At 34.5% G+C, this 26,898-nt stretch carries 25 protein-coding genes and 4 pseudogenes; 16 read left to right on the top strand and 13 right to left on the bottom strand.

Annotated features, from left to right (window positions below; genetic code table 11):
- Positions 1-153: 153 nt before the first annotated feature.
- The gene (locus tag AAGD69_RS03015; RefSeq protein WP_341812163.1) at positions 154-897 is read right to left on the bottom strand and encodes a helix-turn-helix transcriptional regulator; all 744 of its coding nucleotides are present in this window, start codon (positions 895-897) and stop codon (positions 154-156) included.
- A 248-nt stretch (positions 898-1,145) separates the two neighbouring features.
- On the opposite strand from AAGD69_RS03015, the pseudogene ligA reads away from it, so the two are divergent.
- Positions 1,146-3,096 (top strand): annotated as a pseudogene (gene ligA, locus AAGD69_RS03010) (NAD-dependent DNA ligase LigA).
- A gap of 8 nt (positions 3,097-3,104) precedes the next feature.
- On the opposite strand, the gene AAGD69_RS03005 reads toward ligA, so the two are convergent.
- The 5 genes and pseudogenes from AAGD69_RS03005 to def all read right to left on the bottom strand — a co-directional run bounded on the left by AAGD69_RS03005 (position 3,105) and on the right by def (position 8,582).
- The gene (locus AAGD69_RS03005; protein ID WP_341812557.1) at positions 3,105-4,013 is read right to left on the bottom strand and encodes a helix-turn-helix domain-containing protein; all 909 of its coding nucleotides are present in this window, start codon (positions 4,011-4,013) and stop codon (positions 3,105-3,107) included.
- Between the two features lie 114 nt (positions 4,014-4,127).
- On the bottom strand, positions 4,128-4,772 hold the full coding sequence (locus AAGD69_RS03000; RefSeq protein WP_341812556.1) for a helix-turn-helix transcriptional regulator: 645 nt from the start codon (positions 4,770-4,772) through the stop codon (positions 4,128-4,130).
- 447 nt (positions 4,773-5,219) lie between these two features.
- Positions 5,220-6,566: pseudogene (locus AAGD69_RS02995) on the bottom strand (IS110 family transposase).
- Between the two features lie 665 nt (positions 6,567-7,231).
- Positions 7,232-8,053 (bottom strand): uracil-DNA glycosylase, encoded by an 822-nt coding sequence (locus AAGD69_RS02990; protein WP_341812555.1) that lies wholly within the window; start codon positions 8,051-8,053, stop codon positions 7,232-7,234.
- The gene (gene def / locus AAGD69_RS02985) at positions 8,043-8,582 is read right to left on the bottom strand and encodes a peptide deformylase (RefSeq protein WP_341812554.1); all 540 of its coding nucleotides are present in this window, start codon (positions 8,580-8,582) and stop codon (positions 8,043-8,045) included. The genes AAGD69_RS02990 and def overlap by 11 nt, the downstream gene beginning before the upstream one ends.
- Positions 8,583-8,720: 138 nt before the next feature.
- Here def and ftsA point away from each other — a divergent pair, with 138 nt between their 5' ends.
- The 3 genes from ftsA (at position 8,721) to map (ending at position 11,343) form a co-directional block, all read left to right on the top strand.
- Positions 8,721-9,959, top strand: coding sequence for a cell division protein FtsA (gene ftsA, locus AAGD69_RS02980; RefSeq protein ID WP_341812553.1), 1,239 nt, complete (start codon positions 8,721-8,723; stop codon positions 9,957-9,959).
- A 41-nt stretch (positions 9,960-10,000) separates the two neighbouring features.
- Entirely contained in the window at positions 10,001-10,237 is a 237-nt protein-coding gene (locus tag AAGD69_RS02975) for a nucleoside triphosphate pyrophosphohydrolase (RefSeq protein ID WP_341812552.1), read from the top strand.
- Between the two features lie 323 nt (positions 10,238-10,560).
- Complete coding sequence (map, locus tag AAGD69_RS02970) at positions 10,561-11,343, top strand: type I methionyl aminopeptidase (RefSeq protein ID WP_341812551.1); 783 nt, start codon at positions 10,561-10,563, stop codon at positions 11,341-11,343.
- A 50-nt stretch (positions 11,344-11,393) separates the two neighbouring features.
- On the opposite strand, the gene AAGD69_RS02965 is transcribed toward map, so the two are convergent.
- Positions 11,394-12,503: an MFS transporter gene (locus tag AAGD69_RS02965; RefSeq protein WP_341812550.1), complete on the bottom strand. Its 1,110-nt coding sequence runs from the start codon at positions 12,501-12,503 to the stop codon at positions 11,394-11,396.
- A gap of 329 nt (positions 12,504-12,832) precedes the next feature.
- Here AAGD69_RS02965 and rsmH point away from each other — a divergent pair, with 329 nt between their 5' ends.
- On the top strand, positions 12,833-13,786 hold the full coding sequence (rsmH, locus tag AAGD69_RS02960) for a 16S rRNA (cytosine(1402)-N(4))-methyltransferase RsmH (RefSeq protein ID WP_341812549.1): 954 nt from the start codon (positions 12,833-12,835) through the stop codon (positions 13,784-13,786).
- On the top strand, positions 13,783-14,088 hold the full coding sequence (locus AAGD69_RS02955; protein WP_096617865.1) for a hypothetical protein: 306 nt from the start codon (positions 13,783-13,785) through the stop codon (positions 14,086-14,088). Before rsmH ends, AAGD69_RS02955 begins: the two co-directional genes overlap by 4 nt.
- 51 nt (positions 14,089-14,139) lie before the next feature.
- On the opposite strand, the gene AAGD69_RS02950 is transcribed toward AAGD69_RS02955, so the two are convergent.
- On the bottom strand, positions 14,140-14,439 hold the full coding sequence (locus tag AAGD69_RS02950) for an ETC complex I subunit (protein ID WP_253309377.1): 300 nt from the start codon (positions 14,437-14,439) through the stop codon (positions 14,140-14,142).
- 145 nt (positions 14,440-14,584) lie between these two features.
- Here AAGD69_RS02950 and AAGD69_RS02945 point away from each other — a divergent pair, with 145 nt between their 5' ends.
- The 3 genes and pseudogenes from AAGD69_RS02945 to AAGD69_RS02935 all read left to right on the top strand — a co-directional run bounded on the left by AAGD69_RS02945 (position 14,585) and on the right by AAGD69_RS02935 (position 17,302).
- A complete protein-coding gene (locus tag AAGD69_RS02945) occupies positions 14,585-15,193 on the top strand; it encodes a 50S ribosomal protein L25/general stress protein Ctc (RefSeq protein WP_064125514.1) in 609 nt (202 codons plus the stop codon).
- A gap of 2 nt (positions 15,194-15,195) precedes the next feature.
- On the top strand, positions 15,196-15,744 hold the full coding sequence (gene pth / locus AAGD69_RS02940) for an aminoacyl-tRNA hydrolase (protein ID WP_341812548.1): 549 nt from the start codon (positions 15,196-15,198) through the stop codon (positions 15,742-15,744).
- Between the two features lie 601 nt (positions 15,745-16,345).
- Positions 16,346-17,302, top strand: a pseudogene (locus AAGD69_RS02935) (IS481 family transposase).
- A gap of 130 nt (positions 17,303-17,432) precedes the next feature.
- Here the strand turns inward: AAGD69_RS02935 and AAGD69_RS06965 are convergent.
- The 5 genes and pseudogenes from AAGD69_RS06965 to AAGD69_RS02915 all read right to left on the bottom strand — a co-directional run.
- Positions 17,433-17,534: pseudogene (locus AAGD69_RS06965) on the bottom strand (IS630 family transposase); the annotation flags it as partial.
- Positions 17,535-17,787: 253 nt separating this feature from the next.
- Positions 17,788-18,573, bottom strand: coding sequence for a hypothetical protein (locus tag AAGD69_RS02930; RefSeq protein ID WP_341812547.1), 786 nt, complete (start codon positions 18,571-18,573; stop codon positions 17,788-17,790).
- A gap of 65 nt (positions 18,574-18,638) precedes the next feature.
- Positions 18,639-19,028 (bottom strand): phage tail tube protein, encoded by a 390-nt coding sequence (locus AAGD69_RS02925; protein ID WP_341812546.1) that lies wholly within the window; start codon positions 19,026-19,028, stop codon positions 18,639-18,641.
- A complete protein-coding gene (locus AAGD69_RS02920) occupies positions 19,003-19,338 on the bottom strand; it encodes a DUF3168 domain-containing protein (protein WP_341812545.1) in 336 nt (111 codons plus the stop codon). Before AAGD69_RS02920 ends, AAGD69_RS02925 begins: the two co-directional genes overlap by 26 nt.
- 43 nt (positions 19,339-19,381) lie before the next feature.
- The gene (locus AAGD69_RS02915; protein ID WP_410529866.1) at positions 19,382-20,194 is read right to left on the bottom strand and encodes a transposase family protein; all 813 of its coding nucleotides are present in this window, start codon (positions 20,192-20,194) and stop codon (positions 19,382-19,384) included.
- 105 nt (positions 20,195-20,299) lie between these two features.
- Here AAGD69_RS02915 and AAGD69_RS02910 point away from each other — a divergent pair, with 105 nt between their 5' ends.
- The 7 genes from AAGD69_RS02910 to AAGD69_RS02880 are packed head-to-tail and all read left to right on the top strand — an operon-like array spanning position 20,300 to position 26,887.
- Positions 20,300-20,524: a hypothetical protein gene (locus tag AAGD69_RS02910; protein WP_341812543.1), complete on the top strand. Its 225-nt coding sequence runs from the start codon at positions 20,300-20,302 to the stop codon at positions 20,522-20,524.
- A gap of 60 nt (positions 20,525-20,584) precedes the next feature.
- On the top strand, positions 20,585-21,172 hold the full coding sequence (locus AAGD69_RS02905) for an NADH-quinone oxidoreductase subunit J (RefSeq protein WP_341812542.1): 588 nt from the start codon (positions 20,585-20,587) through the stop codon (positions 21,170-21,172).
- Positions 21,163-21,471 carry an NADH-quinone oxidoreductase subunit NuoK gene (gene nuoK, locus AAGD69_RS02900; protein WP_341812541.1) on the top strand — a complete coding sequence of 103 codons (309 nt, stop codon included), beginning with the start codon at positions 21,163-21,165 and terminating at the stop codon, positions 21,469-21,471. Before AAGD69_RS02905 ends, nuoK begins: the two co-directional genes overlap by 10 nt.
- 4 nt (positions 21,472-21,475) lie before the next feature.
- Positions 21,476-23,323 carry an NADH-quinone oxidoreductase subunit L gene (gene nuoL / locus AAGD69_RS02895; protein ID WP_341812540.1) on the top strand — a complete coding sequence of 616 codons (1,848 nt, stop codon included), beginning with the start codon at positions 21,476-21,478 and terminating at the stop codon, positions 23,321-23,323.
- Positions 23,324-23,326: 3 nt separating this feature from the next.
- Entirely contained in the window at positions 23,327-24,769 is a 1,443-nt protein-coding gene (locus tag AAGD69_RS02890) for an NADH-quinone oxidoreductase subunit M (protein WP_341812539.1), read from the top strand.
- Positions 24,766-26,151, top strand: a complete 1,386-nt coding sequence (locus AAGD69_RS02885; RefSeq protein ID WP_341812538.1) for an NADH-quinone oxidoreductase subunit N — start codon at positions 24,766-24,768, stop codon at positions 26,149-26,151. Before AAGD69_RS02890 ends, AAGD69_RS02885 begins: the two co-directional genes overlap by 4 nt.
- A 4-nt stretch (positions 26,152-26,155) precedes the next feature.
- Positions 26,156-26,887: a biotin--[acetyl-CoA-carboxylase] ligase gene (locus AAGD69_RS02880; RefSeq protein ID WP_341812537.1), complete on the top strand. Its 732-nt coding sequence runs from the start codon at positions 26,156-26,158 to the stop codon at positions 26,885-26,887.
- Positions 26,888-26,898: the final 11 nt, after the last annotated feature.

The raw sequence follows: 26,898 nt of genomic DNA, 5'->3' as shown, positions 1-26,898 counted from the left end.
TATAACTGAGGTTCACAAAATAACGTATCGCTCTATAGATACACCTTTTATAGCTCTTATTATTTTTCGTAGTTTTTCCACTCTTAGCTCCTAAATATAAAAACTATGCATAAAAAAAATATTATATATAAATATCTATAAAGGTATATCTTTTTATTTTAGGTTTTCCTCGCTGATTTTTACTATCTCAGACACAAATGTGCACAATGAATCCTTTAATCTTTGATCACCAATTTTTTGATATTCTTGCATTATACTCAATATCTTGTTTTCTCCTTGACCATCCTCATCTTCACAATAGGTTTCATCTTTTGATGTAGGCAGTAGAACTCCATAATGTAATGATAATCCTCCTGCTATTTTAGGTACTGTTTTGAACGATATGTCCCCTTCCTCATATCTTTGTATTTGTGAATTTGTTAATCCGGTCCTATCTGCTAACTCTGTCTGTGGATAACCTCTTGCAAACCGCCAATCTTTTGCCTTATGCGCCATTTGGTAACTTATAGGTCTTATCTCTGTTGTAACCTTTCTAATTTGAATCCCCTCTGACACACATCTGGTTAATGCGCACACCGCATCACGAACTTTTTGGTCCTTAATTCTTTTTAGGTTTTGCACTAAATCAAAAGCCTTCTTGTCTTCACTGTTAATACAATTTATTGGCTTCGGGAAGAAATATTCAACATCACGCGGTGATTTTTGTGCTATCCTTTCGAGCGTTTCAGGTAGAATGTTGTGTATCCCTCGCTCATACTTTCCTATTAGTGACTTTGCTACACCAGTTTTTTCTGCGAAATCCGCTTGAGAGCAATTTAGCTCTAGCCTAACATCTTTGACCTTTTGAATTATATGGTAGCATAAAGAATCAGGATCTATCTTCTTTTCGGTACTCATGTTTTTATTCAATTGCAGTACAAATATATATACCCTTTTATAAAATTTTATTAAAGATAAAACGTTTTTTAGCTAGCCAAGCGGCAAAGTTAAATACTTTTCTGTTTTTATTTAAATATTATATCTTTAATAAAAAACACTAGCAAAGCGGGAATTCTGTTTGTAAAATACCACGAAAGTGAGTGCGCAAGTTAATAATTGATTTACAATTGTCGCTATATACTGAAACAGTGGTTGAGGTAAAAATTATGACTGAAAATACATTAAAACTACAAGAAGAAATAAAGCGTCACAATGAGTTGTACTATCGGGAAAATATATCAGAAATAACCGATGCAGAGTACGATGAACTGGTAAAAAAAGTAGATATTCAAACCGTTGGTACTGCGCCTGATAGAAGATTTTTAGAGGTGGAACATATTGTACCAATGCTCTCGTTGGACAAGGCTCATGGACGAGATGAAGTTGAAGAGTTTCTTGCTAGGGTTAAAAAACTTCTGAATGTGCATGAGTTGGAAATCATATGTGAGCCAAAAATTGATGGATTGTCGTTTTCTGCAATTTATGAGGATGGTATGTTCATTAAGGGTTTAACTCGAGGTGATGGCCATTACGGTGAAGATGTAACAAAAAATGTTGCAACTATAGCAGGATTGCCTAAAGTTTTACCTGATGTAAAGGGCAGATTAGAGGTCAGAGGAGAAGTCTATATAAGAAATGACGACTTTTTAAAATTAAATGAGAACAATGGATTTTCAAATCCACGCAACACAGCGTCAGGTTCATTAAGGCAATTGGATCCAAAGGTTACCGCTAGTAGGCCACTTAGGTATTTCGCATATTCTTTAATTGGTGGAACAGAAAATACCCAGTCTGAAGTATTAAATACGCTGAAAAAGCTTGGATTCTGTGTAAATGAGCATCAATGCTTAGCAAAGAATGTGGACGAAATGCTGGGGTTTTATAACAGAATCTATAATGACCGTTATAGTTTAGGGTATGATATTGACGGAGTTGTCTTGAAGGTAAATAATTTAACATTACAAAGTCGTCTTGGGAATACCAACAAGGCTCCAAAATGGGCAATAGCACACAAGTTTCCAGCAGCTCAAGGAAAAACTAAGATAAAGAAGATATCAGTACAAGTGGGCAAAACTGGTGTACTCACTCCAATCGCTGAATTAGTGCCAATAAACATAGGTGGGATGGTTGTTATTAGAGCAAACCTGTATAATAAAGATGAAATTAAGCGTAAAGACATAAGAGAAGGAGATGTCGTAGTAGTGGAACGAGCAGGCGATGTGATTCCTAAGATCATAGATGTAGACAAAAGTTTTCGTTCTCCAAATGCACCAAAGTTTGTGTTTCCTGATACTTGCCCGGAGTGTGAAAGTGCAGTAGATATATTTGAAGATGAAGCTGCAGTTAGATGTTCAGGTGAAAACGTTTGCCCAGCACAGCAAATAGAAAAGCTGAAATATTTTGTTTCTCAGTTGGACATTACCGGCTTTGGTGATAAGCAAATAGAGTTCTTTTATGACCTTGGTTTGATAAGGAAAATATCTGACATTTTTGCTCTCGAAGAAAAACTCAAAAATTTCAACTTAAGCGAGCTAAATGGATGGGCTGAGAAATCCGTATCTAATCTATTGAATTCTCTCAATAGCAGAAAAACTATAACTCTTGAAAAATTCATATCTTCTTTGGCAATCAGGTTTGTCGGACCGAGTGTAGCAAAAATAATAGCCAAACACTATACATCCTATGAGAGTTGGTATGAGGCTATGGTTCAATTATCCTATGACAGCAAAGCTCCTGATAAATTAATGAGCATAAACGGTGTGGGCGAAAATACTACATATTCCTTGGAGGAATTTTTCTCTGAAGAGGATAATATTGAAATGGTAAATGACCTTGCTGCTCAGTTAAATATTCTGCCTGTGGTTGCTAATACTAGCAATTCCATTTTTAATGGCAAAACAGTAGTTTTTACTGGAAAACTTTCAAAAATGGAAAGAAATGAAGCGCAAGCACTAATGGAATCTTTAGGCGGAATTGTGAGTATCAAGTGTATCAAATAAAACGGACTTCTTGGTTGTCGGCGAAAAACCTGGGTCAAAGTGCAAAAAAGCTGTGGAACTGGGTGTTAAAATTTTAACTGAGGAGAAATTTGTAGCCTTTCTCCAAAAGTCTATATGAAGTTTCTGCTATAGATGCCTATTTGGGGTTTCAAGTTCTTCTGCAGTTAAGTCAGTTGCTCGTGAGATAATATTGATAGAAACGCCTAATTTAAGTAGACTTTTTGCAACCTTGATTTTCTCTGCTTTTTTAACCTTTTCCTTAACAACCTTCATACTTTTAGACAGAGTTTCAACTAGTGCGCTCAATCTACTCCATGATTCTCGATTCTCAGTCTTGTTGTGTCCACTTATTTCTACTTCATTACTCTCATCTTTTTTTATTTCAGGCAGTAAAATCCTTACTTTCACTGATAATGCCTTTGCTATTTCATATAATGTGTCAAGTGGAATAGCAATGTACCCTTGCTCATAGCCTTGTACTTCCTGAGGTGTTACACCAATTTTCTTTGCTAAATCTTCTTGAGTATATCCACGTATTAACTGTAGAATTTCTATTCTCTGTCCTACTTTATAGTCTATAGAATCTATACGGACTTCCTTCTCTGTATTATCATATTTGCAAGTAGATAAGCCTGTTGCTTGCAAGATAATACTAATAGATATGTCCTCTTTAACTAGATTATCTGATACTTCCTCTATTGCTTCTTTTCTGCTGCTTTCTTTGTAAACCTTGGCAAATTCAACCAATGAGTAGATTGCCTTGCGTAATTCCTGATTCTCAATTTTTTCATACATTCTCACCAGGCTTAATATTTTTTCTGCCTCACCTTCAAAATAACAATCTTCATTTAGTACTTTTGGTTCAGGAAGTAGATCTGCAGTATTAACTGATAATGCTTTCGCTATTTTATATAATGTTTCAATTGAGATAGGATTGTACCCTTGTTCATATTTGTGTATTTCCTGATGTGTTACACCGATTTCATCTGCTAAGTCTATCTGAGTATATCTTTGTATTAACCTACAAATTTCCATTTCTTGCCCTACTTTATAATCAATAGAGTCTATATACTCTGGGTTATAGTAGCCTCTAATAGCCGTTTTTTTATAGAAACAAACATACCTCCTACTTTTTTCACCATAAATCTCTCATATAGTAGCTTGCGAAACAATGTCAATAGAAATGCCTAGTCTAAGTAGATTCTTTGCAATTTCTATTTTCTCTGCCTTTTTAACTTTTTCTTCGATAATCTGCATACCTTTAGATAAAGATTTGATCAGTACATAAAATCCGTTGCGTAACTCTTGATCCTCAATTTCCTTATATTCCTTTATTAAACCGCTCAGTTCATCTTTTGCCACAACTTCTTCTATTTGCCCTAACAGTAAAACTGCAATGTTAACTGATAATGCCTCTGCTATCTTGTATAATCTTTCAAGTGGGACGGTTATATGTCCTTGTTCATAGTCATATATTTTCTGGAGTGTTACACCAATTTTATTTGCTAAGTCCTCTTGAGTATATTTTCTCATCAGCCTTAGTTTTTTTATCCTTTGTCCCATCCTGTAGTCTACAGAAGTAGTTTTTTCCTCTGCATTACTATATTCTTCAGTTGATAAGCCCGTTGCTCGATAGATAATGTCAGTAGCAAACCCTGCCTTAATTAGATTCTTTGCAATTCTTATTCTTGCTGCTTTTATATTACTTTCTTCCTCAGCTCGGACAGATTTGGTTAATGCATAAATTGCCTTGCGTCCTTCTATTTTTTTGTATTTTCCTATGAATTTATACATTTCCTGGCTCCTAGCTTCGTCAAAACAACTGCTCTCTTTTAGTACTTTTCGTCTACCAAGTGTACCGTTCGAACTTTGCTATATAATAATTCTACTATACCGCAAAACCAGCTATATTAGCCTACTTTTGCCACATTTAGATATGAACTAATTTGCTTAGCTTGGTTGCAACAATTTTGCGCTTTTATTTTCACAACGCTGTTTTTGTTTAAATTGTTCTCACGAAGGTAGGTACTTTTTTTGTGTTCTTTGAAGAAAGTAAATATTTAATTTTTTTGCAACGCTAATAAACTTGTGTTTTATAAAAAGTAATTTTTTGATATTCTCTATGGTAGAAAGGCTATATAAAATAATACTTACAAATTCAAACCTTTCACACTATAGAAACTCCAAAACTCTTATATTCGCCAAGAAGGTCCTGCAACTAGCTCATGACTTACACTACTCCTAAGAAACTCCCTTAACTAGCGCTTCTTGTTGAACTAATATGTAGCCAAATTCCTGTGCTTTTTTGATTAAATTTTTTACAACTCTCTCTTTGTAACGTGTTTCGTAATAGCTCATTCCTTTTTCCACATACTCTTGTCCATATTTCAACATTTGGTAAAAGATGCATGCTAATTTTCTTGCTGTAGAAGTAATTGCTTTTATTGCTCCTAGCCGTTTTTTTAATCTCCTACAATATGCACCCAATGCACTTTTACTATTTCCCACAGCATAAGCAGCCATTCGCAAGGCATTCGTAGCACGATTAATAACTTTACGAGTTTTTGTTCAAAATACTTTTTCTCCTGTAATCTTATTAGCAGGGCTAAGCCCTAACCATGAGGTAAAATGCCTTTCTGATCGCCATTTATTATGATTAATGCCAACTTCCGCAATAATGGTTTGTACAGTTAGTACATCAAATCCAGGAATTTTAGTGAAATCTATACCAGTTACACGATACAATTCCTCACGCAGGGTGAAATTTGGTCTGCCTCTTCTAGACTTATTTTTTTCCTTACCTAACTCTTTACTCTCATCGGACTTCGTCTCTAATGCTTTGTAATAGTTCTCTATACTTTTATCACATTCAATTATTTTTTCTTGAAAAAAATTATATGCTTCATATTCTTGCTTTAATACAAATAAATGTTCTTCTCTATAATCGCCTGTTAATGCTTTTGCTATAGTAGCCTTATCATTCTTCATATTCACACTTCTGAATTCAGCTAGTTTTTTAGGATTCCTTTCACCTTCTACTATTGCTTTAATAATTTGCATTCCTGTGACGCCAGTAATATCGCTTGTCACTTTATGTAAATGAATATTCATTTGTACTAACACCTTTTGCATGCGATTAATATGTTTAGCAGCGTTTTCAATTAAGTTTTTACGTTGCCGAACATAACCACGCAATACACACATTTGATCATCTGGCCTAAATGATCCTTGGATTAACCCATAACTATGTAGTTGTTGAAGCCATTGACAATCCTGAACATCTGACTTTCTTCCAGGTACATTTTTTACATGTCTTGCATTTGCAAGCTTTACTTCAAGTCCATATGATTCAAGTACTTGGAACAAAGTAATCCAGTATACTCCTGTTGACTCCATGGCTACTGTAGTAACTTTACATTTCTTCAGCCATTTTGCTATGTTATGGAGATCCTCTGTAAAGCAGCTAAATTTTTGTATACGCTGTTCATCACTTCCTTCTGGTACACATACATAATGTACATCTGAACCAACATCTATTCCTGCTGCATCAGGATTCATGATCTCTAATTTACTTTTTGCTTTTTTCATAGTAACTCCCTTATTATAATTTGTAATAGGGAAACGCTTCAGCTTGGAACGGTTAGATAATACAATCTCCTAACCGAGGTAGCCTAAAAAACTCCATCAATGATTTGACCGTTCCTCCCAAAACCATGCTAAACGACGGGTACTTATGGCACCAGTGAAAATTTCGGTTATAACTTCAGAGGCGCTTCCTATACAACTATACTTAAAAACTACTAAAAACTTAAATTGAGGAGTTTCTTCCTGGTTTGACAGATTTCTTCTGTTCGGTGCTATACGCTTAATAACCGCGATTCAGCTGCTTTTAAGCCGCAACTAATCTAAATTATAAACATTAAGAAATTTACTAAACAGAAAAAAAGGCAAAAGAAACCCTAGAGTAGCTAATTATTCACTATCCATTTTTAAGTTGGCGTTTTTTGATGTTTTAAATGTTTTATAAGCGCATTTCAGCTTATGTTAGGTAAAAACCCAGAAATTTGATAAAGACATAAGGTACACATAGTGCAAAAAATTAAACATGAGACGCCAAATACGTTGAGTTTTTTTGTCATTTAATCTGTACAGAGAAGATAAATAAATAGCTTCAGTTTCATTATAAGGGGGCTGGCGAAACTTGTCAAGTAAGTTTTTTCGTTTCTGCGGGCTACTTCTCGACACCAGTGGTGTTAAGTATTCGTACAGTTATTGGTATTATTAAGATACTCCCTAATCTTCTTTAAATCCTCCCAGGCTAAACGTTTTTGCATTGGCTGACGCAGTAGGTAAGATGGGTGAAATATAGCAGCTGTAGTGATTGAGTGAGATAAATATTGGTTAGTGTACGTATGAAATCTACCACGCAAATTCGATATAGTTTTTGTGCTGTCAAGAAGGCTATAACACGCAATTCCCCCGACCAAAATTAGAATTTGCGGTGAAACCAGTGCAACATGCTTCTCAACAAATGGTCTGCACATATCAAGCTCTAGGTCGGTTGGCTTTCTATTGCCAGGTGGGCGCCAAAATACGGTATTGCTTATGTATAACTTAGTGCGATCAAGATTGATTGCATTCAACATTTTATCGAGCAACATTCCACTTGCACCACAAAATGGTATGCCTTGAAGGTCTTCATTTGCTCCTGGAGCTTCACCAACGAGCATAATTTTTGCGTTTGGATTACCATCGGAAAAAACAGTATTAGTTGCAGTTTTTTTTATCTTACAACCTTCAAATGATTCAACTGCACTTCTTAGTTCATCCACACTACTACATTTACTTGCAAGTTTCCTTGCTTCAATTATCCAATCACTTGGAAACATGTCTTTTCCATCTTTAGTGTCACCCCAGCGCGTATCTGCATCTTTTTTCTGGGTCCCAGTTTGGATAACAGAGGGTTGCACACCCTCTTTGCTCTCCAACTTTTTTTCCTCTTCACCCTCTGTTAGTGTGCAATCAACGCCCACTTCATGGTAAAATTTTAATAATTCTAGGTCTTCATTGCTCATAATGCTTTTTAACCTTTTGTGCTTTTTTCATGGCCATATCATACTTTAATTTAGATAAATGTCTAATATATAATATGCCATTTAAGTGATCTAGCTCATGCTGAATACACCTTGCGAGCCAGCCGCAAGCTTTTAGCGTCTGTTCCTCATTATTTAAATCCTTATATTTCACAGTCAAATATTTTGGACGCTTAATTTCATAGCTTTGCTCTGGAATTGAAAGGCACCCTTCTTTGAGAATTACTTGTTCATCGGATAATTCCGTAATTTCAGGGTTAATCATGTAAAATTTGCCAGTCGATTCATACCCTACTGGCTCGTCTTCAGCTCGAGAGAGCTGAATGTCCATAACAAAAACTCTCCTCAGCACTCCAACTTGCACTGCAGCAAGGCCAAGACCTTCTGCATCGTACACAGTTTCGAACATGTCGTTTACTAATTCTTTAATTTTATCGTTTATATCTGTTACTTCACTGGCACGTGTGATTAGTCTTTCATCAGGGGAAATTACAATTGGTAATATGGACATAAAAATTATAATTCTATGTTTTGCTTTTCCTTTTGTCCAGAATTTAGTGTATATTAAAATGTTGCTATATCTATAATAGAAATATAAATTATTAAAGAAAGCTACAATTTAAATGAAATTGCGTAATAAGGTTAACTAATGTACTCTGCAGTAATAGCAAAACCAAAGAGAAACGTTTTTGCTGTTTTAGACATAGGTACAACAAAGATTATTTGTCTAATCGTTAAGATAAATAGCAACTTCAGCTATAAAGTGACAGGAACGGGCTATAAGATTGCAGAAGGTGTAAACGGTGGGTCGATAACTAATGTAAAACACGCAAATTACTCCATCTCATCAACTATAGGTTTAGCTGAGCAAGTGTCAGAGGAAACTATAGACCAGATATATGTGAACATTGCTGGATGTGGCATCTCATCTTTTAATGTACATAATGAAATTATTGCAGCTAATCATGAAATTTCTGACCGGGATATAAAACGTGTAGTTTTTCAGACGTTTGAGAAATATATTGAAGAAAATGTTATCATTCACAATATACCACTGAAATATCACTTAGATGACATGACTGACATAAAAGAAGTTGGTGGATTGTACGGAAAAAGACTATCTGCTGATGTTAATGTTGTCACTGCTTCGCGTCCAGCGCTTACCAATATTGAAAACTGTATTACCAATAATGGTGGATTAAATATGGCAGGTTGTATTGCTTCTGCATATTCTGCAGGTCTTGCCTGTCTGAGTGAAGATGAAAAAGAGCTCGGGACTGCTATTGTTGATATAGGCGGTGGGTGCACTGCAATTGGAATTTTCAAAAGAGGAAAACTTGTGTATGCAAGCAGCGTTCCAATTGGTGGCGTTCATATCACTCGAGATATTGCTTACGGGCTATGCACAAGCATAGAACGTGCAGAGTATATAAAAATACTTTATGGTAGCACTATCGTAACTTCAATAGATGAGAACGAATATATTACAGTCCAAAATAGTGAAAATGATGAACCTACTCAAGTATTCAAATCTGAGCTTATTAACATCATAAGACCAAGAGTTGAAGAAATACTTGAAATGGTAAGAGAGCAATTTCAAGAGCAGAAAGATCCAATTAATAAAGTAGTGATCACAGGTGGAACTAGTCAACTCACAAGCATAAAGGAAATTGCAGGCTATATATTCAATAAGCAAGTTCGAATTGGGTGCCCTGAGTCTTGTAGCGGTCTTGATGGCGAATATGATAAAAATCCTGTATTTTCTGCTGCTATAGGTTCTATAAAGCTAATAGTTGACACTTTTTATAAGAATAACTCTGGAATGCTCGTTCAAGATGGTAAAATAAGTAAGTTGTACCATTGGGTTAAATCAAAAGTTACAGTTTAATTTTACTGAATGAAATTCTTATATCTATCAAAGGAAACATTATGAATAAAAAACATTGTTTCAAAATTAATAAACTTGTTCGTGATCATACAACTGAAATTATACGTTCCCATGGAATTATTGTTTATGAGAGGGTGATGGAAAAAGATGAATACATTGAACGTCTCAAAGATAAACTTTTAGAAGAAGCAAAGGAAGTTATTGCCTCTAAAACCTCAGATGAAAACCTTGAAGAGTTAGCTGATTTACTTGAGGTCATACATGCATTAGGCAAATAAAGTATACTATCTATAGAACAAATTGAAGAAAAGCGTATCTCTAAAAAACAAGAGAGAGGTGGTTTTGAAAATCATATCTACAATACTTACATTGAGGTGAATTCTAAGAGCATCGATTACTATCACAAAAAACCTTCAGATTATCCTGAGATAGTAATTGTATAGTTCAGATTATTAAATAGACTTCTTGCTTGACCACCTTTCATACAAATGACTTGACACTAGGATCTATAGGGCTTATTTTCATAATACGTAAAGTTATTACATTTATGTACTTGCAAGTAAGCGTAAAGGATCACCAATTACAATAAGACATGGAAAATATGAACATAACTATACACTCACAAGAAGATTTTGAATTTATGCGCAAGGCTGGCAGGCTTGCTGCTGAAACTCTTGATTTCATTGCACCGTACGTAAAGGTAGGGGTGACAACTAATGAGTTAAATGATCTATGTCATGATTTTATAATTAATGCAGGTGCAATTCCAGCACCACTAAACTATAGGGGGTATCCAAAATCGATTTGCACTTCAAAAAATGCAGTTGTGTGCCATGGTGTTCCCGATGATAAACCGCTTAAAGATGGAGATATTTTAAATATTGATGTCACGGTGATTTTAAATGGTTGGCATGGTGATACAAGTCGCATGTTTTGGGTTGGCAAGCCATCAATAAAAGCAAAACGTTTGTGTGACGCTACTTATCATGCATTGATGGAAGCAATTAAACAAGTTAAACCCGGCAACAAGTTAAATGAAATAGGGCTTGCTATAGAGAAATATATTAGAGATTTTGGATATTCTATCGTACGCAGCTACTGCGGACATGGTATAGGAAAAGTCTTTCATGCTCCACCAAATGTAGTGCATTTCTATGATCAAGATGAAAATCTCATCTTGAAGGAAGGTATGTTTTTTACAATAGAGCCAATGATTAATGCTGGAAAACATGAGACTCTGCTCAGTAAACTCGATGACTGGACAGTGACAACATGCGATCTTTCACTTTCTGCTCAATTTGAACATACGCTCGGAGTAACTAAAGATGGTGCTGAAATATTCACATTATCACCTAAAAATTGGCACTTTCCACCATATAATTAGATTTTTTTAAAATCTGCTATACTGCAACTATACTTGGATCTTGAAGAAAGCTAATCCTTAATTTGCGATATAGCAACTAGCCCAATTAATGCACAGAAAATCATGTAAAAACTAGCTGAAGCCTCTTGTCCTGTAACTTTGATAATTGTTGTGCATATAAATGGTGCAAGGCCACCAAAAAATCCAGCAGCTATATTTCTTGACAAGCCAAATCCGCTGTACCGAACCTTTGTTGGAAATAATTCACACATAAATGCACTGACAGGACCAAGCGATGCAGCTATTGGAATTATAAAAAGAATATGTGCCGTAAAAGTGAGTAAGTAATTGCCACTACATAACATTGAGAAAACTGGATAACTCACTATTACAAAAGCTATAAATGCAAATTTCATAACTTTTTCTCTTCCTACCTTATCAGAAAGTATTGCAAACAATATTGTCAATCCTCCGAGCGCAATTTGACTCAGTATTTCTACCATATGGTTAAAATGAGTATTTATTGTTAATGTAAGCACATTGAAAAATACCAGATATATGTAAAGAGATGAGTTTTCAACTATATCAACCCCAACTGATATCAGAAAAGGTTTTTTATAGCTATTCAATAACTCTTTTAATGGCAGTTTAGATGGATTTTTCTGTCTTTTATACTCTGGGCTTTCATCAAGTATATATCTCATATATATGCTGATTAATCCCATTGCTAAACTGAAAATGAAAGGTAATCTCCACCCCCAAGATTCAAAATCAGATACTTTTTTGCATATGAGTACTGCTATCAGGCTTAATACTGAACCAAAAATTGCGCTTAATACTTCAATGCTGCCAAAAAATCCTTTTTTGTTTTTAGGAGCGTGTTCTATTAAAAATGGTGCATTTCCTGCTTCTCCTCCAAGGGATATACCCTGCAATAATCTTAAACAAACTACCAGCATTGACGCTAGTATTCCAATGCTTTGATAACCTGGAACAAAAGCAATTAATACAGTTGATAAAGTCATTAATATAATCGAGAGCAATAAGGCGACTCTTCTGCCATGCTTATCACCAATGTGACCAAATATAGCAGCGCCGACTGGTCTCATTAAGAAACCCACTGCAAACACTCCAAAAGCCTTCAATACGCTGGTTAGTTGATCATCCGATGGAAAAAACACACCACCTATTATGTTTATTAAGTGGCCAAAAAGCATGTGGTCATACTACAATAAAGTGTTACAAATCAAACTTGAAAATATTACTTTTGTTATTTGCTGCATAATTTTCTATAGTTTGTTTAGTATTTAGTAATATACATTACTTTTTTTATATAATAGAAAAATTTGAACATTATATTAATAATAGTATCTTATTAAATCTTAATATTTTTATATCATTGACTATATTCAAGTATTTTTATATTATTGCCTATATATTTCCATGAAATATCATGTTTTAGTGGGAAGCTATTTTTATTTGTATGCACAGAGTCTCTTGATGGAGCACTATGACACACACTCCAGTTTTGTTAAAAGAGATGCTATCACTACTATCACTCCAGGATGGTGGTATATACGTGGACGCCACATTTGGAGCTGGAGGGTATAGCAAAGCAATATTGGAGTCAGCTGATTGCAAGGTATATGCAATTGATAGAGATGAAACGGTAACTAAGTTTTATGATGATTTAAGCATTAGATATCCCGATAGAATAAAACTATTCATTGAGAAGTTTAGTAATATTAAAAGTATACTAAGCAACGTTGAGCCATCTCCTGTCATCCCAGTACTTGATACTGGAAAAAATAACTGGTCACGCGCTGGAATGACATCAACCGGAGTGGATGGGGTGGTTTTTGACATCGGAGTTTCATCTATGCAGCTTGATAACGGAGATAGAGGGTTCTCATTTTTACATGATGGTCCACTCGATATGAGCATGGATAACTCTTCTTATATAAACGCTTCAACGTTTGTTAACGCTTTACGCGAAGAAGAAATTGCAAATACTATATATAACTACGGAGGAGAGCATCATTCTCGCAAAATCGCAAGAGCAATAGTAAGTGCACGGAAGAAGAAAACTATCAAAACTACATTTGAGCTTGCGAACATTGTACGTTCTGTGGTGTTCCGTGGAAAAAGCAAAATTGATCCTGCAACCAGAACATTTCAGGCAATCAGAATATGGGTAAACGATGAGCTGGGAGAACTTGAGAGGGGCATTAAAGCTGCATCTGAAATTTTAAATGAGAATGGCAAATTAATTGTTGTCACCTTTCATTCTTTGGAAGATCGTATAGTCAAAACTTTTTTTAAAGATCTATGTGAGCCAAGACCTACTGATTGTAAGACATTCTCTCTTCTAAATAAAAAAGTGATCAAAGCAAGTATAGAAGAAGTAAGTGCAAATCCGCGTTCACGCTCAGCAAAACTAAGAGCTATACAGAAGTTGTCATGAGAACTTTCTGCATCATCTCAATAGTTATGTTTTTTCTTAGCATTGTAGGACTATTTAAGATAAAACTACATGTTCAGTCATTAAATAGAGAGCTAATAAAAATAAAAAGTGAAATTAGTTTAGTACAAAGTGATATAAAAGTTTTACAAGCAGAGTGGAGCTATTTGAATAATCCAAAAAGACTTGCAAGCCTTGTAAAGAAATACCTAAAAAATAACTCTTTAATACTGGCTAGCCAGGTTAAAAATCTTGACTCTTTAAATGGCCGCAGTGTGTTAGCACAACTTAAAACCCAGAGTTAAATTGGTTATACTAAGCTTTATCTTTTACAGATAAGCACACCACAATAAACCTTACTTTAGTATGAAATTGCTTGCGTAAGATTTTGGCAGCCTCTTAACATTTTTTGGCATTTCAATTACGTATTTAACGTTGCGTTTTTTTGCGTAGAATACTGCTTTTTCAAGAGAATCAAACTTTAATACAATCTGTTTTTTTGGATCTTTTGAGCCAACCCAACCCATTAAAGGTTCAATGTAGTAAGAACCAGATTCAATTTTTAGGTGCCAGAGATTTGTATTACCTAAACCAGATTGTGTTGCAGTTTTTGTTGGTTTATAAATCCTAAAAACTACTTTATCATCAATTCCCATAGTTCTTGTTAAATAAGCTTAAATATATATCTAAATAAATCCTTTCACAAACAATTAGTATGAAAGAATGAAGTTTGAAATAAATATTTTTATGTTATATTATTATTAAATTATATTAAAAGGATTAACTGAATAGGAGTAATCGATGACGCAACAAGAAATAGTAACAATTAATGCAGAGTTACGTGATATAACAAAAACAAAAGCGATGCATTCTCTAAGGAAGAAAGGAAACATCCCTGGAATCATATATGGAAAGGGTCATGATAATGTAAATTTAACATTGTCTGCAAAGGAATTCACGAAGCAATATAAATCAGGCTCTCTTTCTGCACATTTGATAGAGCTGAATATTTCGGGCAAAAAGGAATATGCTCTTGTTCGCGATATCCAATTGCATGTAGTAAAGGATACTGTGCAACATGTTGATTTTCAATTTGTTGATAAAGGCAGCGAAATTAAAATAGACATACCTCTATCATTTGTGAATGAAAGTAAAGCTCCAGGGATCAAGTTAGGTGGAGTGCTTAATGTTTTGTGTCGTTCTATTACTGTTAAATGCTCTCCTGATAAAATACCTCAGGTTATAGAAGTTGATTTATCTGGTAAAATGATTGGCCAATCTATACATATCAACGATGTAAAATTACCAGAAGGTGTTAAGTTTGTAGCTCATGAAGAAGAAAATTTTACTATTGTTACAATTTCTGCTGCCGATAGTGATGTTGAAGAACCTCAAGCAGAAACAGAGTAATAGTGCATCTGATAGTTGGACTTGGTAACCCTGGTGGTCAATATGAGTTAACTCATCATAATATCGGCTTCATCGTAGTTAATAAAATTTACAAATATTGGAATTTCCAGTCGTTTTCTAAAAAAGCCGATTATCTAATAACCTCTGGCATAATTAATGATAATAAAATCATGTTAATAAAGCCTTATTCATTTATGAATAATTCAGGCATCCCTGTTGCAAAAATACGAAACTTTTACAAATTATCGCTAGATAATATCGTTGTCATACACGATGACGCTGATTTGGAAATTGGAAGAATAAAAATAAAGAAAGGTGGTAGCTCTGCTGGACATAATGGACTTAAATCCATAGATAGTTTTATTGGTAATGATTATTGGCGCTTGAGATTTGGAGTGGGTAGACCTGAAGATGAAAAAAGCTTAGCAGATTATGTATTATCAAAATTTTCAAATTTTGATAACGTTACTCCCTTAGTGGAAAAAATAGCAAAAAATATACACTTAATGCTGCAAGGAGATAATACAGCTTTTATCAATTCGATTGTATAATATTACGAAACACAAAACTAAATTTCACACAATTAAAATAACAGATTTCTTGCACTACCTCCCAAGCCACAACTGTCATTCAGTGGAAACAAAAAACTTCCTTGACAAACTCCGCCAGCCCCCTTATTATGACAATAAGGGTATTTATGACTCAAAACTTGTTTTTGACCTCCAGGCTCAATGACAAAATTCAGTAAAAAACTTAGGGTATTTTTTGGCGGATTACATAAAATTATAGCGGCTGCATGTCTTTTAAATTTTTTCTACATTCAGCCAAATCGAGCTTATTTTAAGCGTTAGCACATTATTACAGCGCCAGTTTAAATTATTATAGGGTCAAAACTCGCACCACGGGAGTTCTTTGCCTTTTTTTTCTACCTGGTAAATTTCTTAAATATTAAAGCTAAGGTTAGTTGCATTTAAAAGCAGCTAAATTGCAGCGTTTAAGACTTAAAAAACGCCAATACTGAAAATAGACAATGACTAGGGCTTCTTTTGCTTTTTTTTTATTTGGTAAATTTCTTAACATTTATAGGTGTACAGTCCCAGAGTGTGATAGTATGATAAAATGTGAGAAAAAAATACCATCAAAGGAGGAATTATGGGACAAGTATTACATGGGTGTGCCAAAACAACAGAGACGATTCGTAGAGCAATACAAAATAGTAAAGAGAGCATAGCAAAACTCTCAAAGTATTATAACCTTAATCCAAAAACTATTATTAAGTGGAGAAAACGCTCATTCACTAAAGACGCTGATATGGGTCCAAAACATCCAAGATCAACTGTTCTAACTTTAGAAGAAGAAGCAATAATCGTCGCATTTCGGAAGCATACACTTCTACCATTAGATGATTGCCTTTATGCCTTGCAGTCTACAATTCCGCACTTAACTCGTTCTAGCCTGCATCGCTGTTTACAAAGACATAACATTAGCAAACTGCCAGATGTTGATGGTGAAGCTAAACCAAAAAAGAAATTTAAGAAATATCCTATAGGCTATTTCCATATTGATATTGCAGAAGTCAGAACAGAGGAGGGAAAACTATATCTATTTGTTGCTATAGATAGAACATCCAAATTCACCTATATTGAGTTACATAAAAGTGCTACAAAACCCATAGCTGCTGAGTTTTTACGTAATTTGATTAAAATTCTACCGTATAAAATCCACACTGTTTTGACAGACAACGGTATACAATTTACCAACCAGAAACGCCATAAATACGCTTTCCAACACATATTTGATAGAGTTTGTGAAGAACATAATATTGAACATCGTCTAACAAAAATCAGCCATCCTTAGACAAATGGGCAAGTTGAACGTATGAACAAAACTTTAAAAAATGCTACTGTTAAAAAATACTACTACCAATCACATCAGCAACTCACAAAGCATCTTTATGACTTTGTCATGGCTTACAATTATGCAAAGAGACTCAAAACTCTTAATGGTCTTACTCCTTTTGAATTTACATGTTCTCAGTGGACAAAATCTCCTGAATTGTTTATACTAAATCCTTACCATCACACTCTGGGACCATACACTTTAGGTTAGTTACAAATTAAGAGCAATATTCACTAGGGAGGATGTCATCCGAGTAGCTGACACTGGGATCCAGGAAAGTTTGCTTGTGAGCAAGCAAACTATAGCTAACCCAAGTAAGGTTTCCCCGAGTGCTAAAATCAATAGCCGAATTGATATCGGGCCAAAAGTTCTGCAGAGCTTTTCTTATGGCATGCTTGATGGCAAACCATAACTTTTCAATTGGATTTAAATCCGGCGAGTATCTTTGTCTTTGCACATATTGCCAAATTTTTCAATTATCTTTTCTCTTGCTTATCTTCTCTATAGTCATTTTTTTCTCGTCTACTACTTTCAAAACACGTTCCCTCAGATCCTCACTTTGGCATCATTCTACCTTATCTAAAGCCATTTTATACCTTTTTATCCCTTCTGGGTTAACCTTTTTTCAGTTAGCTATATAACCCTAATTATGAATTAACAGACAGTAGAATCGAAAGATTATTACAAGGAAAAGTCTACACAGATCGACCTTTTTGTGAATCTGCGTTTCTGCTTTCTTCAACTTGTTTTGCAAAAGATGTTTCCTGTTTGCTGATATGCTGAAGTGGCTTAGCAATTTCGCACACAACGGCAGTAACTGCTGTTAAAAATGTTTTTAACAATGCACCTAAAGCTCCACCAACTGCTTCCCTGCCATATATATGAGCTTGCTTTTCGTTATCGTCAGCAGTTTCCCCTGCTCTCCTTCTTGGATCCATCCTATGAGCAATCACCGAAAACAACACTCCCCTGATTGAAGACTTCACTCGTTTTTTTGCTTCATCATCATGTGCTGTTTCATGTCTATGACTTAAGTGTTTAGCGTTCATTAGCTCCTTTTGTTGCTGGGCAAACATGCTACTTAATACTTCTTCTATTGCTTGCTTCCTTCTTTTCTCTCTAACCCTTTTCATAGATTCTGATTTATCGCGAGTATGCTTTGTGGTTTCAAATTCTGCATCAATATCTTCAGACGCAGCCTGACTATATAAAGTCTCTATGAGCCTGTCTATGCTTCGCTTTATTTGCATAGTCCTTTCGTAACTATCCGAATTATCAATTCCTTCGTCGATCTGATTTAGAATATCCTCAAAAACTTTTAAATAGTCTTGAATATACTGTATTATGTATTGCTTATCTTCCTCTTTGTATTGTTCTTCTTGATTTTGCTGATTTTCATTTTCTAAACTTTTCTCTCTTTTATCATCGTTATTTTCTTCAATATTATCACCGTCTTCCTCGAAAAGGTCTTCGTCGTTCATGATTTTTTTTAATTTAGTTAAAATTCTCACCAGTTACTATTGTATATGAAAAAATTAAATTAACATTAATGAAAAGCGTTTACAACTTCAGCACTCGCTAAAATTACAGTAAAACTGTCAAAAGCAGCGGGGTCATAATATCTCTCATACAGTTCAACTGAACACCGTAATCTGATCTTTTCCTTAGTGTTAAAATTAATTTCATAATCATTATTAGAGTTTAATATAGCAGAATTACGTAATAATTCATCAGCTAATACAGAGTCTAAAATTCCATTAATTTTTATCGTAATGTGTCTGCTTCCAGCACAATCGAGCACTTTTCTCCAGCCAAAAGAAGAAATATCTTTCACCCCTTCTCTGTTATTACGCAAAGTAAACCTTAGGTTTCGTATATTATTTAACACAATAAAATTATTGTCATGATCTTTAATTTTTAGCTGTAATTTGCTCATTATCGCCTCCTTTCATTAAAATATCAAAATTAATTGTTGAATGTAAAATTTCATCGTGCTGACTCATAGCACAATTACTTTCCAAAATAGTTTCATTATCAGAATATTTAATACTCTTAAGCATCAAGTTAATATGCCTTATAATGGCAAACATACTGCCTATATGATGGGTATATATGTCGCATGAAAATCTTGCCTTTGTAGCAAAATTGGACAGCATGTGCAGATTATTATAATTCACCACATGCAATCTCAGGTAAGGAATGGTGACCTGTTTAGGTAAGTAGTAAAAAGACCTGCTGAGAATCAAGCAATAAAAAGAAGGAAAGGAGGGTGACTAAAATCAAGGTTAACTAAAAGGCGTGCTTAAGATTCACAATACCAGCAATAATATTGAACCTCAGGTTGTATTTTTTCTGAAAATTGCGGTAAACATGAGACATAATCTTAAATATCTTTATCTCACGGATCTTATTTTCTACTCTCATTCTAAATGATGCTAATCTTCTATTATGCTCTTTCTGCTCTGGAGTTAATGGCTTTTTACGATACTTTTTATATGGAATTATAACATTGCTTTGCAATTTTTGCCAACCTTGATATCCAGAATCGGCATATTTTATGCTATCGATTGGTAAATATTTTTCTTGTTTCCTTATGCGAAAATCATTAATTCTACCACGATATGAATTTGACACTGATAAAATTCTTCCACCTTCTTCGATAACAATCTCAGTTTTCATAGTGTTGGTTCTTTTTTTTCCTGAATATGATTTCTTCCGTTTTTTACTATCTTCTGGTCTCTGTATTTGCTGTTCTGTAACATCAGCCAGAATCTTCAGTATTTTTTCTGGTGTCATACTTCTATCTTTTGTTATAGTAACTTTTTTGGCAAGTAATGGCTCTATTTTCTTCAGTAACCTAAATACATTTGCGTTGTGCACATTGAACAGGCACCCTAAAAATCTATGTGTTATGTAAGTGCGATAGTACAAAATTACGCAAAATAACTTATCTTCTAGAGTTGGTAGTTGTGATCTTCTACCATGGCACTTTTTCTGTTTTTCAACTCTTTCCCACCCAGACCTAACTTTTTCCACTACCTTTTCGAACTCCTCTATAGTTAAACCTGTTATACTACGAAAGTTTCTTGGGTGTTTCTTCATGTTATAGTAACTAAAGCTCATTTTTTTACCTTACTCAATCTGCTTATTCTTCTTCTACTTCTCTCACATTATTTTTTCAATCACCTTTTGCAACAGGTCTTAGGTTTGAGCATAGCATACCTTGCAGGAGCCGCCACTTTAGCTCCTGCTATTGTTGCTGTTGCAGTATTTATTGCAGCCACTGTTGTTGGTGCACTGGTGGGTTATGGTATTGGAAAGTTTTGCGAGAAAGTAAGTGAAGAGAAGCAAAATGATCCTGATATGAGTATGTGTACTGCAATTAAGAATGTCCTTATCCCTGAGTGTTTAATCCATAAGGTAGGCATTTAGTATTGACTTTACAACGATAGTCACTTTAAATTAGTAATTGTTGTTGCAGTTAAAGTATCGATGCCTTTTTTCTTTTATTTTTTCGCAATTCTTAGCATTTTATCTGCTGTTTGTGTAATTAGTGTAAGAAATCCTGTGCATGCAGTATTATTTTTAATTTTCACCTTCGTTAATTCTGCAGTTCTTTTTATTCTCCTTGGAGCTGAATTCATCGCTATGATGGTATTGATAGTATACATCGGTGCGGTTGCAGTGTTATTCCTCTTTGTAGTTATGATGCTCGATATTGACTACATAAAATTGCGCCAGGGTTTTGCGAAGCATTTCACTCTTGGTGCTATGTTGTGTGTTGTGTTTTTTCTGATTATCAGCTTTGTAATCCGCAGCTCAGCACCAAATATAAGCAATGTTATAAACTATAATAACAATAACGTGAAAGCTATCGGTAATTTGCTCTACACTGACTACATGTACGCTTTTCATCTTTCTGGTATTCTGCTGCTTGTTGCAATTGTTGGTGCAATTGCTCTTACTTTACAAGATAAGAAAAAAGGGATTAAAAAACAGAATGTATTAAAGCAATTGACACAATCTTCATCTGTAAAATTGATTAAGGCTAAATTTGGAAAAGGAGTGGAATGGAAATAGGATTAAATCATTTTCTGATAGTTGCTGCTATTTTGTTCACTATTGGGGTGTGCGGTATTTTCATTAACCGTAAGAGCATAATCAATATACTGTTATCAATAGAAATATTATTGCTGGCAATTAATATCAATCTAGTTGCTTTTTCTGCCTTTATGAATGATATAGTTGGGCAAATTTTTGTGATGTTTGTGTTGACTGTTGCGGCAGCAGAGTCAGGAGTTGGGCTTGCAATATTGGTTGTATATTATAGAAGCCGTGGCAATATAGACGTTGAACAAGTAAATTTAATGAAAGAATGAAAGTATGACGCATATACTGAAATTAATAGTATTTTTGCCACTTTTTGGTTCGCTATTTGCAGCACTTTTTAGAAAAAGTCAGTTAGTTACAACGGCAGGGATTGGAATATCTGCAGTTTTATCTTGGTATGTTTTTCTCACCTTCTCTGAAAATTATCACTTGAGTTTATTTCCTCTATTTTCATTAAGTGTATTAAAAGTAAATTGGGCAATTAGTGTGGATGCTCTCTCATCCTTAATGCTTATTGTTATTACCACCGTTTCACTAGTAGTCCACCTCTATTCTATCGGTTATATGGAGCATGACAAAGGGAAGTCGAGGTTTTTTTCTTACCTATCGCTATTTACGTTTTGCATGATTGTGCTGGTTGTAAGCGATAATTTCGTGCAGCTTTTTTTTGGCTGGGAAGGGGTTGGCCTATGTTCTTATTTACTCATAGGATTTTGGTTCCAAAAATATTCTGCAAATAATGCAGCAATTAAAGCATTTGTTATGAATAGGGTAGGAGACTTTGCACTATTGATTGGGATCTTTCTCATTTATTATACATTTCACTCTTTGAAATTTACTGAAGTTTTTGACACAGCTGATCTTCTTGGCGCACAGAACATTAGGGCATTCTACTGTGAATTTAAAATAATTCATATAATATGCATATTACTTTTTATTGGCTGTATGGGTAAATCTGCACAGCTTGGTTTACATGTTTGGTTGCCAGATGCAATGGAAGGGCCAACCCCTGTTTCTGCACTCATTCACGCAGCAACGATGGTAACAGCAGGTATATTTTTAGTAGCAAAATGTTCTCCATTGTTTGAGCTATCAAATGTGGCACGAGAATTAATAGTTATTGTTGGGGCACTTACTGCTTTTTTTGCAGCTACGGTTGCGATTACTCAGAACGACATAAAAAAAATAATTGCTTATTCAACCTGCAGCCAACTTGGTTATATGTTCATGGCATGTGGGCTTTCTGCTTACAATGTTGCTATTTTTCATTTAATGACACACGCTTTTTTTAAAGCTCTACTATTTCTTGGTGCTGGCAATGTAATTCATGCAATGCATCATGAGCAAAATATTCAGAAAATGGGAAATTGCTGGAAGAAAATCCCTTGCACTTACACTCTCATGTGGATTGGGTCTCTTGCGCTTTCTGGAATATTTCCATTTGCAGGTTTTTACTCAAAGGATTTGATAATTGAACATGCTTATAGCACGGATAGCTTTGCTTTTGTAATAAGCTTAGTTGTTGCATTCTTCACAGCGTTTTACTCTTGGAGGTTATTGCTTCTTGTGTTCCATAGCCAAAAACAAAGTAAAATTAATATACATGAAGCACCGAAGATTATGCTTATACCATTACTGATACTTGCTTTTGGATCGGTATTTTCTGGAGTGTGGGGAGCAAATATTTTGAACATAACTAGTAATGCGTTTTGGAAATCAAGTTTAATGGTGATTGATGAGCATGGAGTTCATAATTTCTTTATAAAATTACTACCAACCTTGGCAAGCCTAAGTGGAATAGCACTTGCGTACCTAATTTACCAATATAAAGTAATTAGGCAAATTAAGAGTAAATTTTTACTTAAGTTTTTGCAGAATAAATGGTACTTTGATGAGGTGTATGAGTTTGTTATAATTGCACCGATAAGGTTTATATCTAGGCTTCTATGGAAGTTTGATGTTAAGGCTATTGATTCATTTGGACCAAATGGTGTTGTAAGGTTGGTTAATGAATGTTCAAAAAGTTCTATAAAGTTACAAACTGGTTATATATTTGATTATGCATTTATTATGTTTGTTACTTTAATAATCGGTGCTTTATATATTATTGGAATTAAATAGAAGGTGTTGTTACTTAGTATATTCTTGCTTCCACTGATAGGAGCGTTGATTTTATCCTCGATCAGGATTAATCATCAATCTATACACCTAAGATTCCTTGCCCTATTTTTTGCTGTACTTCCATTCTTGCTTAGCATTGTAGCTTGTATAGAATTTGATTATAACAATGCGGACTTTCAGTTTGTCAGCTATCCAGTAAGAGATATTGGAATAGGGGTGGATGGAATATCGTTGCTTTTCCTTCTACTTACGACCTTCTTGTTTGTTATTTGTATGCTCTATAATTGCAAAATGAGTTATACGACCCTCAAGCCATATATGGCATTATTTCTACTGCTTGAGAGTTTTGTAGTCGGTTTTTTCGTTTCACTGAATGCTATAAGCTTTTATGTGTTTTTTGAAGCTGTCTTAATACCAATGTTCTTTATTATTGGCATTTGGGGAGGGAAGCAAAGGATATATGCGACGTTTAAGTTATTTCTTTATACATTAACTGGCTCATTATTATTTCTACTTGGGTTGGTATACATCTATAGTGTTTTTGGAACGTTTAGTATACAAAAATTAGCTACATTAGTGCCAAGCCTTGATCTTGAAGTGCAGTCATTGCTGTGGATTGCATTTTTTATTTCTTTTACAATAAAAGTACCTATGTTTCCATTTCACACTTGGCTTCCTGATGCGCATGTGCAATCACCAACTTCTGGATCTGTGATTTTAGCTGGCTTGCTTATTAAAATGGGGGGATATGGATTTTTAAGGTTTTCTATTCCAATGCTTCCTCAGGCAAGTTTGTATTTTTCAAATTTCGTTGTTGTGCTGAGCATTATTGCGGTGATATATGCTTCTCTAGTTGCGTTTGCTCAAGATGATATAAAGAAGTTAATAGCTTATTCTTCAATAGCACATATGGGGATCGTTACCGCTGGCCTCTTTTCATTTTGTGAGGAAGGAGTACTGGGTAGCATATTTCAAATGATTAGTCATGGCCTTATTTCTGCTGCTTTATTTTTGTGTGTTGGAATGCTATATACTCGAACTGGAACTTTGGAGATTGCAAAGTACTTTGGCATAGTAAACACAATGCCAAAATTTGGTTTTATGTTCATTTTATTTTCAATGGCTTCAATAGGGCTACCTGGAACATCTGGATTCATAGGCGAGTTTTTGGCTATGGTTGGAATGTTTAAGAGCATAGGGTTTTTTACAGGATTTATCGCACTTGGCACTATTTTAAGCGCAGTTTATATGCTGAATTTATGTAAGCAAATAATATGGGGGGTTAGCTATTCTAAATTATTAAATAATCGCTTGGATAGCATAGAATTTTCTGTCTTAATTCTGCTTGCAGTGTTTGTTATTTTGCTTGGATTCTACCCAATCCTTGCACTGAATTATTTGAAGCCATGTATGGCAAATTTGTTAGTCAAATATAATGCGCTATGAATTATATACAGATATTGCCGGAAACGTTCTCTATTATCTCCTCGTTAGTGTTGCTACTGCTTGGAATTATATTTAACCGCCGAACTATCAACTTATTAGCACTTGGCTGCACAGTGGTAACTTTGATTATTTTAATTATTTCGGCAGAAAACAATGAAATTTTTCTCTTTAATTCGTTGTTAAAACTCAATTTATACATCAGGTCAGCCCAAGGGTTAATTCTCAGCACAGGAATTTTAATACTTTTGATGCTGAATTTATCAAAATATGACTATAAATATGAATTTTCAATACTGATTCTTTTTGCGCTATTTGGCATGATAACTTTGGTTTCAGCAAATAGTCTGATTTCTTTTTATTTAGCTTTTGAGTTGATGAGTATATCTTTGTATGTTCTTGCGAGCTTTAATAAAGATTCAGCTTATTCATGTGAAGCAGGAGTGAAATATTTTACACTTAGTGCACTATCTTCCTGCATTATGCTATATGGAATGTCGCTGCTTTATGGATATACAGGACAAGTCAATTTCTCTGAGCTCGGTTCATTCTTGCAAAACCATCAGATAACTTATGGAATAGTTTTTGGGTTAGTTTTTATCCTTATTGGTTTGTGTTTCAAGCTTGCTATTGCTCCTTTTCATATGTGGGCTCCAGATGTCTATCAAGGTGCACCTACCATAGTAACTGCGTTTTTTTCTACGGCCCCAAAAGCTGCACTTGTAACATTTTTAATTCGATTGATGAATGAAGAGTTAGTAAATGTAAAAAGTTATGTTCAGCCTATTTTCTTATACGTTTCAGCATTGTCTGTGCTTATCTCAGCTTTTGGCGCCTTGCGTCAGCAAAACTTAAAAAGGCTGCTTGCTTACAGTTCAATTGGTCACATTGGTTTTATATTTGCTTCACTTTCTATTTTTACACAAGCAGGAACAGATAGTGCCTTAATGTATCTGGTGATATATATCATCACAAGCATAGGGCTATTCTCATATCTCGTACAAATTGACGATGACGATTGTGATATTGCAAATTTATCTGGTATAGGAAAAAAGCAACCAATTTTAGCATTCCATCTTTCTATACTATTACTCTCGATGTCGGGAATACCTCCACTTGCAGGTTTTATCGCTAAATTTTTTATATTCAAAAGTTTAATAAATTCTGGCTTTATCAGTCTGTCTTTGATCCTTGTAATAGCGAGTGTGATATCATGCTACTATTATTTAAATATCATGAAAGTTATGTATTTTGATAAAGCTAGTGGTAATAAGGTTGCCTATTCTAAGGGTCTATTCATTATCACTTCAGTGGCTTTACTGATCAACCTCGTTCTTTTCTTGTATGTAGAAGATCTTGACTCACTCATTGAACTAAAGGGCTGACAAGGTGATCCCTGAAGTATTTGAGGGCTTTCATATTCATCACTACAAAGAAGTTTCAAGCACTAATAAAGAAGCACTAGATTTAATTGATAAAGGAATATCTAATGAAACTATTATTATTGCCGATAAACAAACAGAAGGTAGGGGACGCACTGGAAAAAGCTGGATTTCTCCAGAGGGTAATCTCTATGCGAGTTTGACAATTAACCAAGAAACGGATGTCAGCAAATTGACAGAATTGACTTTTGTTACTGCTCTTGCTGTAGGGAATACTTTACTGTCATTTATGAATGATAGTAACATTCAATATAAATGGCCAAATGATGTCCTAGTTGATAGTAAAAAAATCAGTGGAATATTGCTTGAAAGAAAGTCCAATTCGAATTGGCTCATTATAGGAATTGGAATTAATGTCAATCATGCACCACTTCCAGGAACAACGTGCATTAGCAATTACGGTGAATCTGTGTCTAACATGGATCTGTTAAAGGAATTAATAACAAATTTTAATAAGCTAAGAAAGCAATGGCTATTTGATGGGTTTTATGCTATAAGAGAAATGTGGTTAAAAAAAGCATTCAAAATGAATGAGCAAATCAGTGTAAAGTTAGCTGACAAATTGTATGAAGGAATTTTTGCTGATATAGATAAAAGTGGTAAATTGGTGTTGCAGCAAAAGGATGAAAGCTTAATTTATTTTGATGCAGGTGAGTTATTTATTGATAATGCATTATGAATACATATGTA

The sequence above is a fragment of the Wolbachia endosymbiont (group A) of Conops quadrifasciatus genome, from assembly GCF_964027015.1.
Classification (GTDB): domain Bacteria; phylum Pseudomonadota; class Alphaproteobacteria; order Rickettsiales; family Anaplasmataceae; genus Wolbachia.
This window is presented reverse-complemented; position numbering and strand designations above follow the sequence as displayed.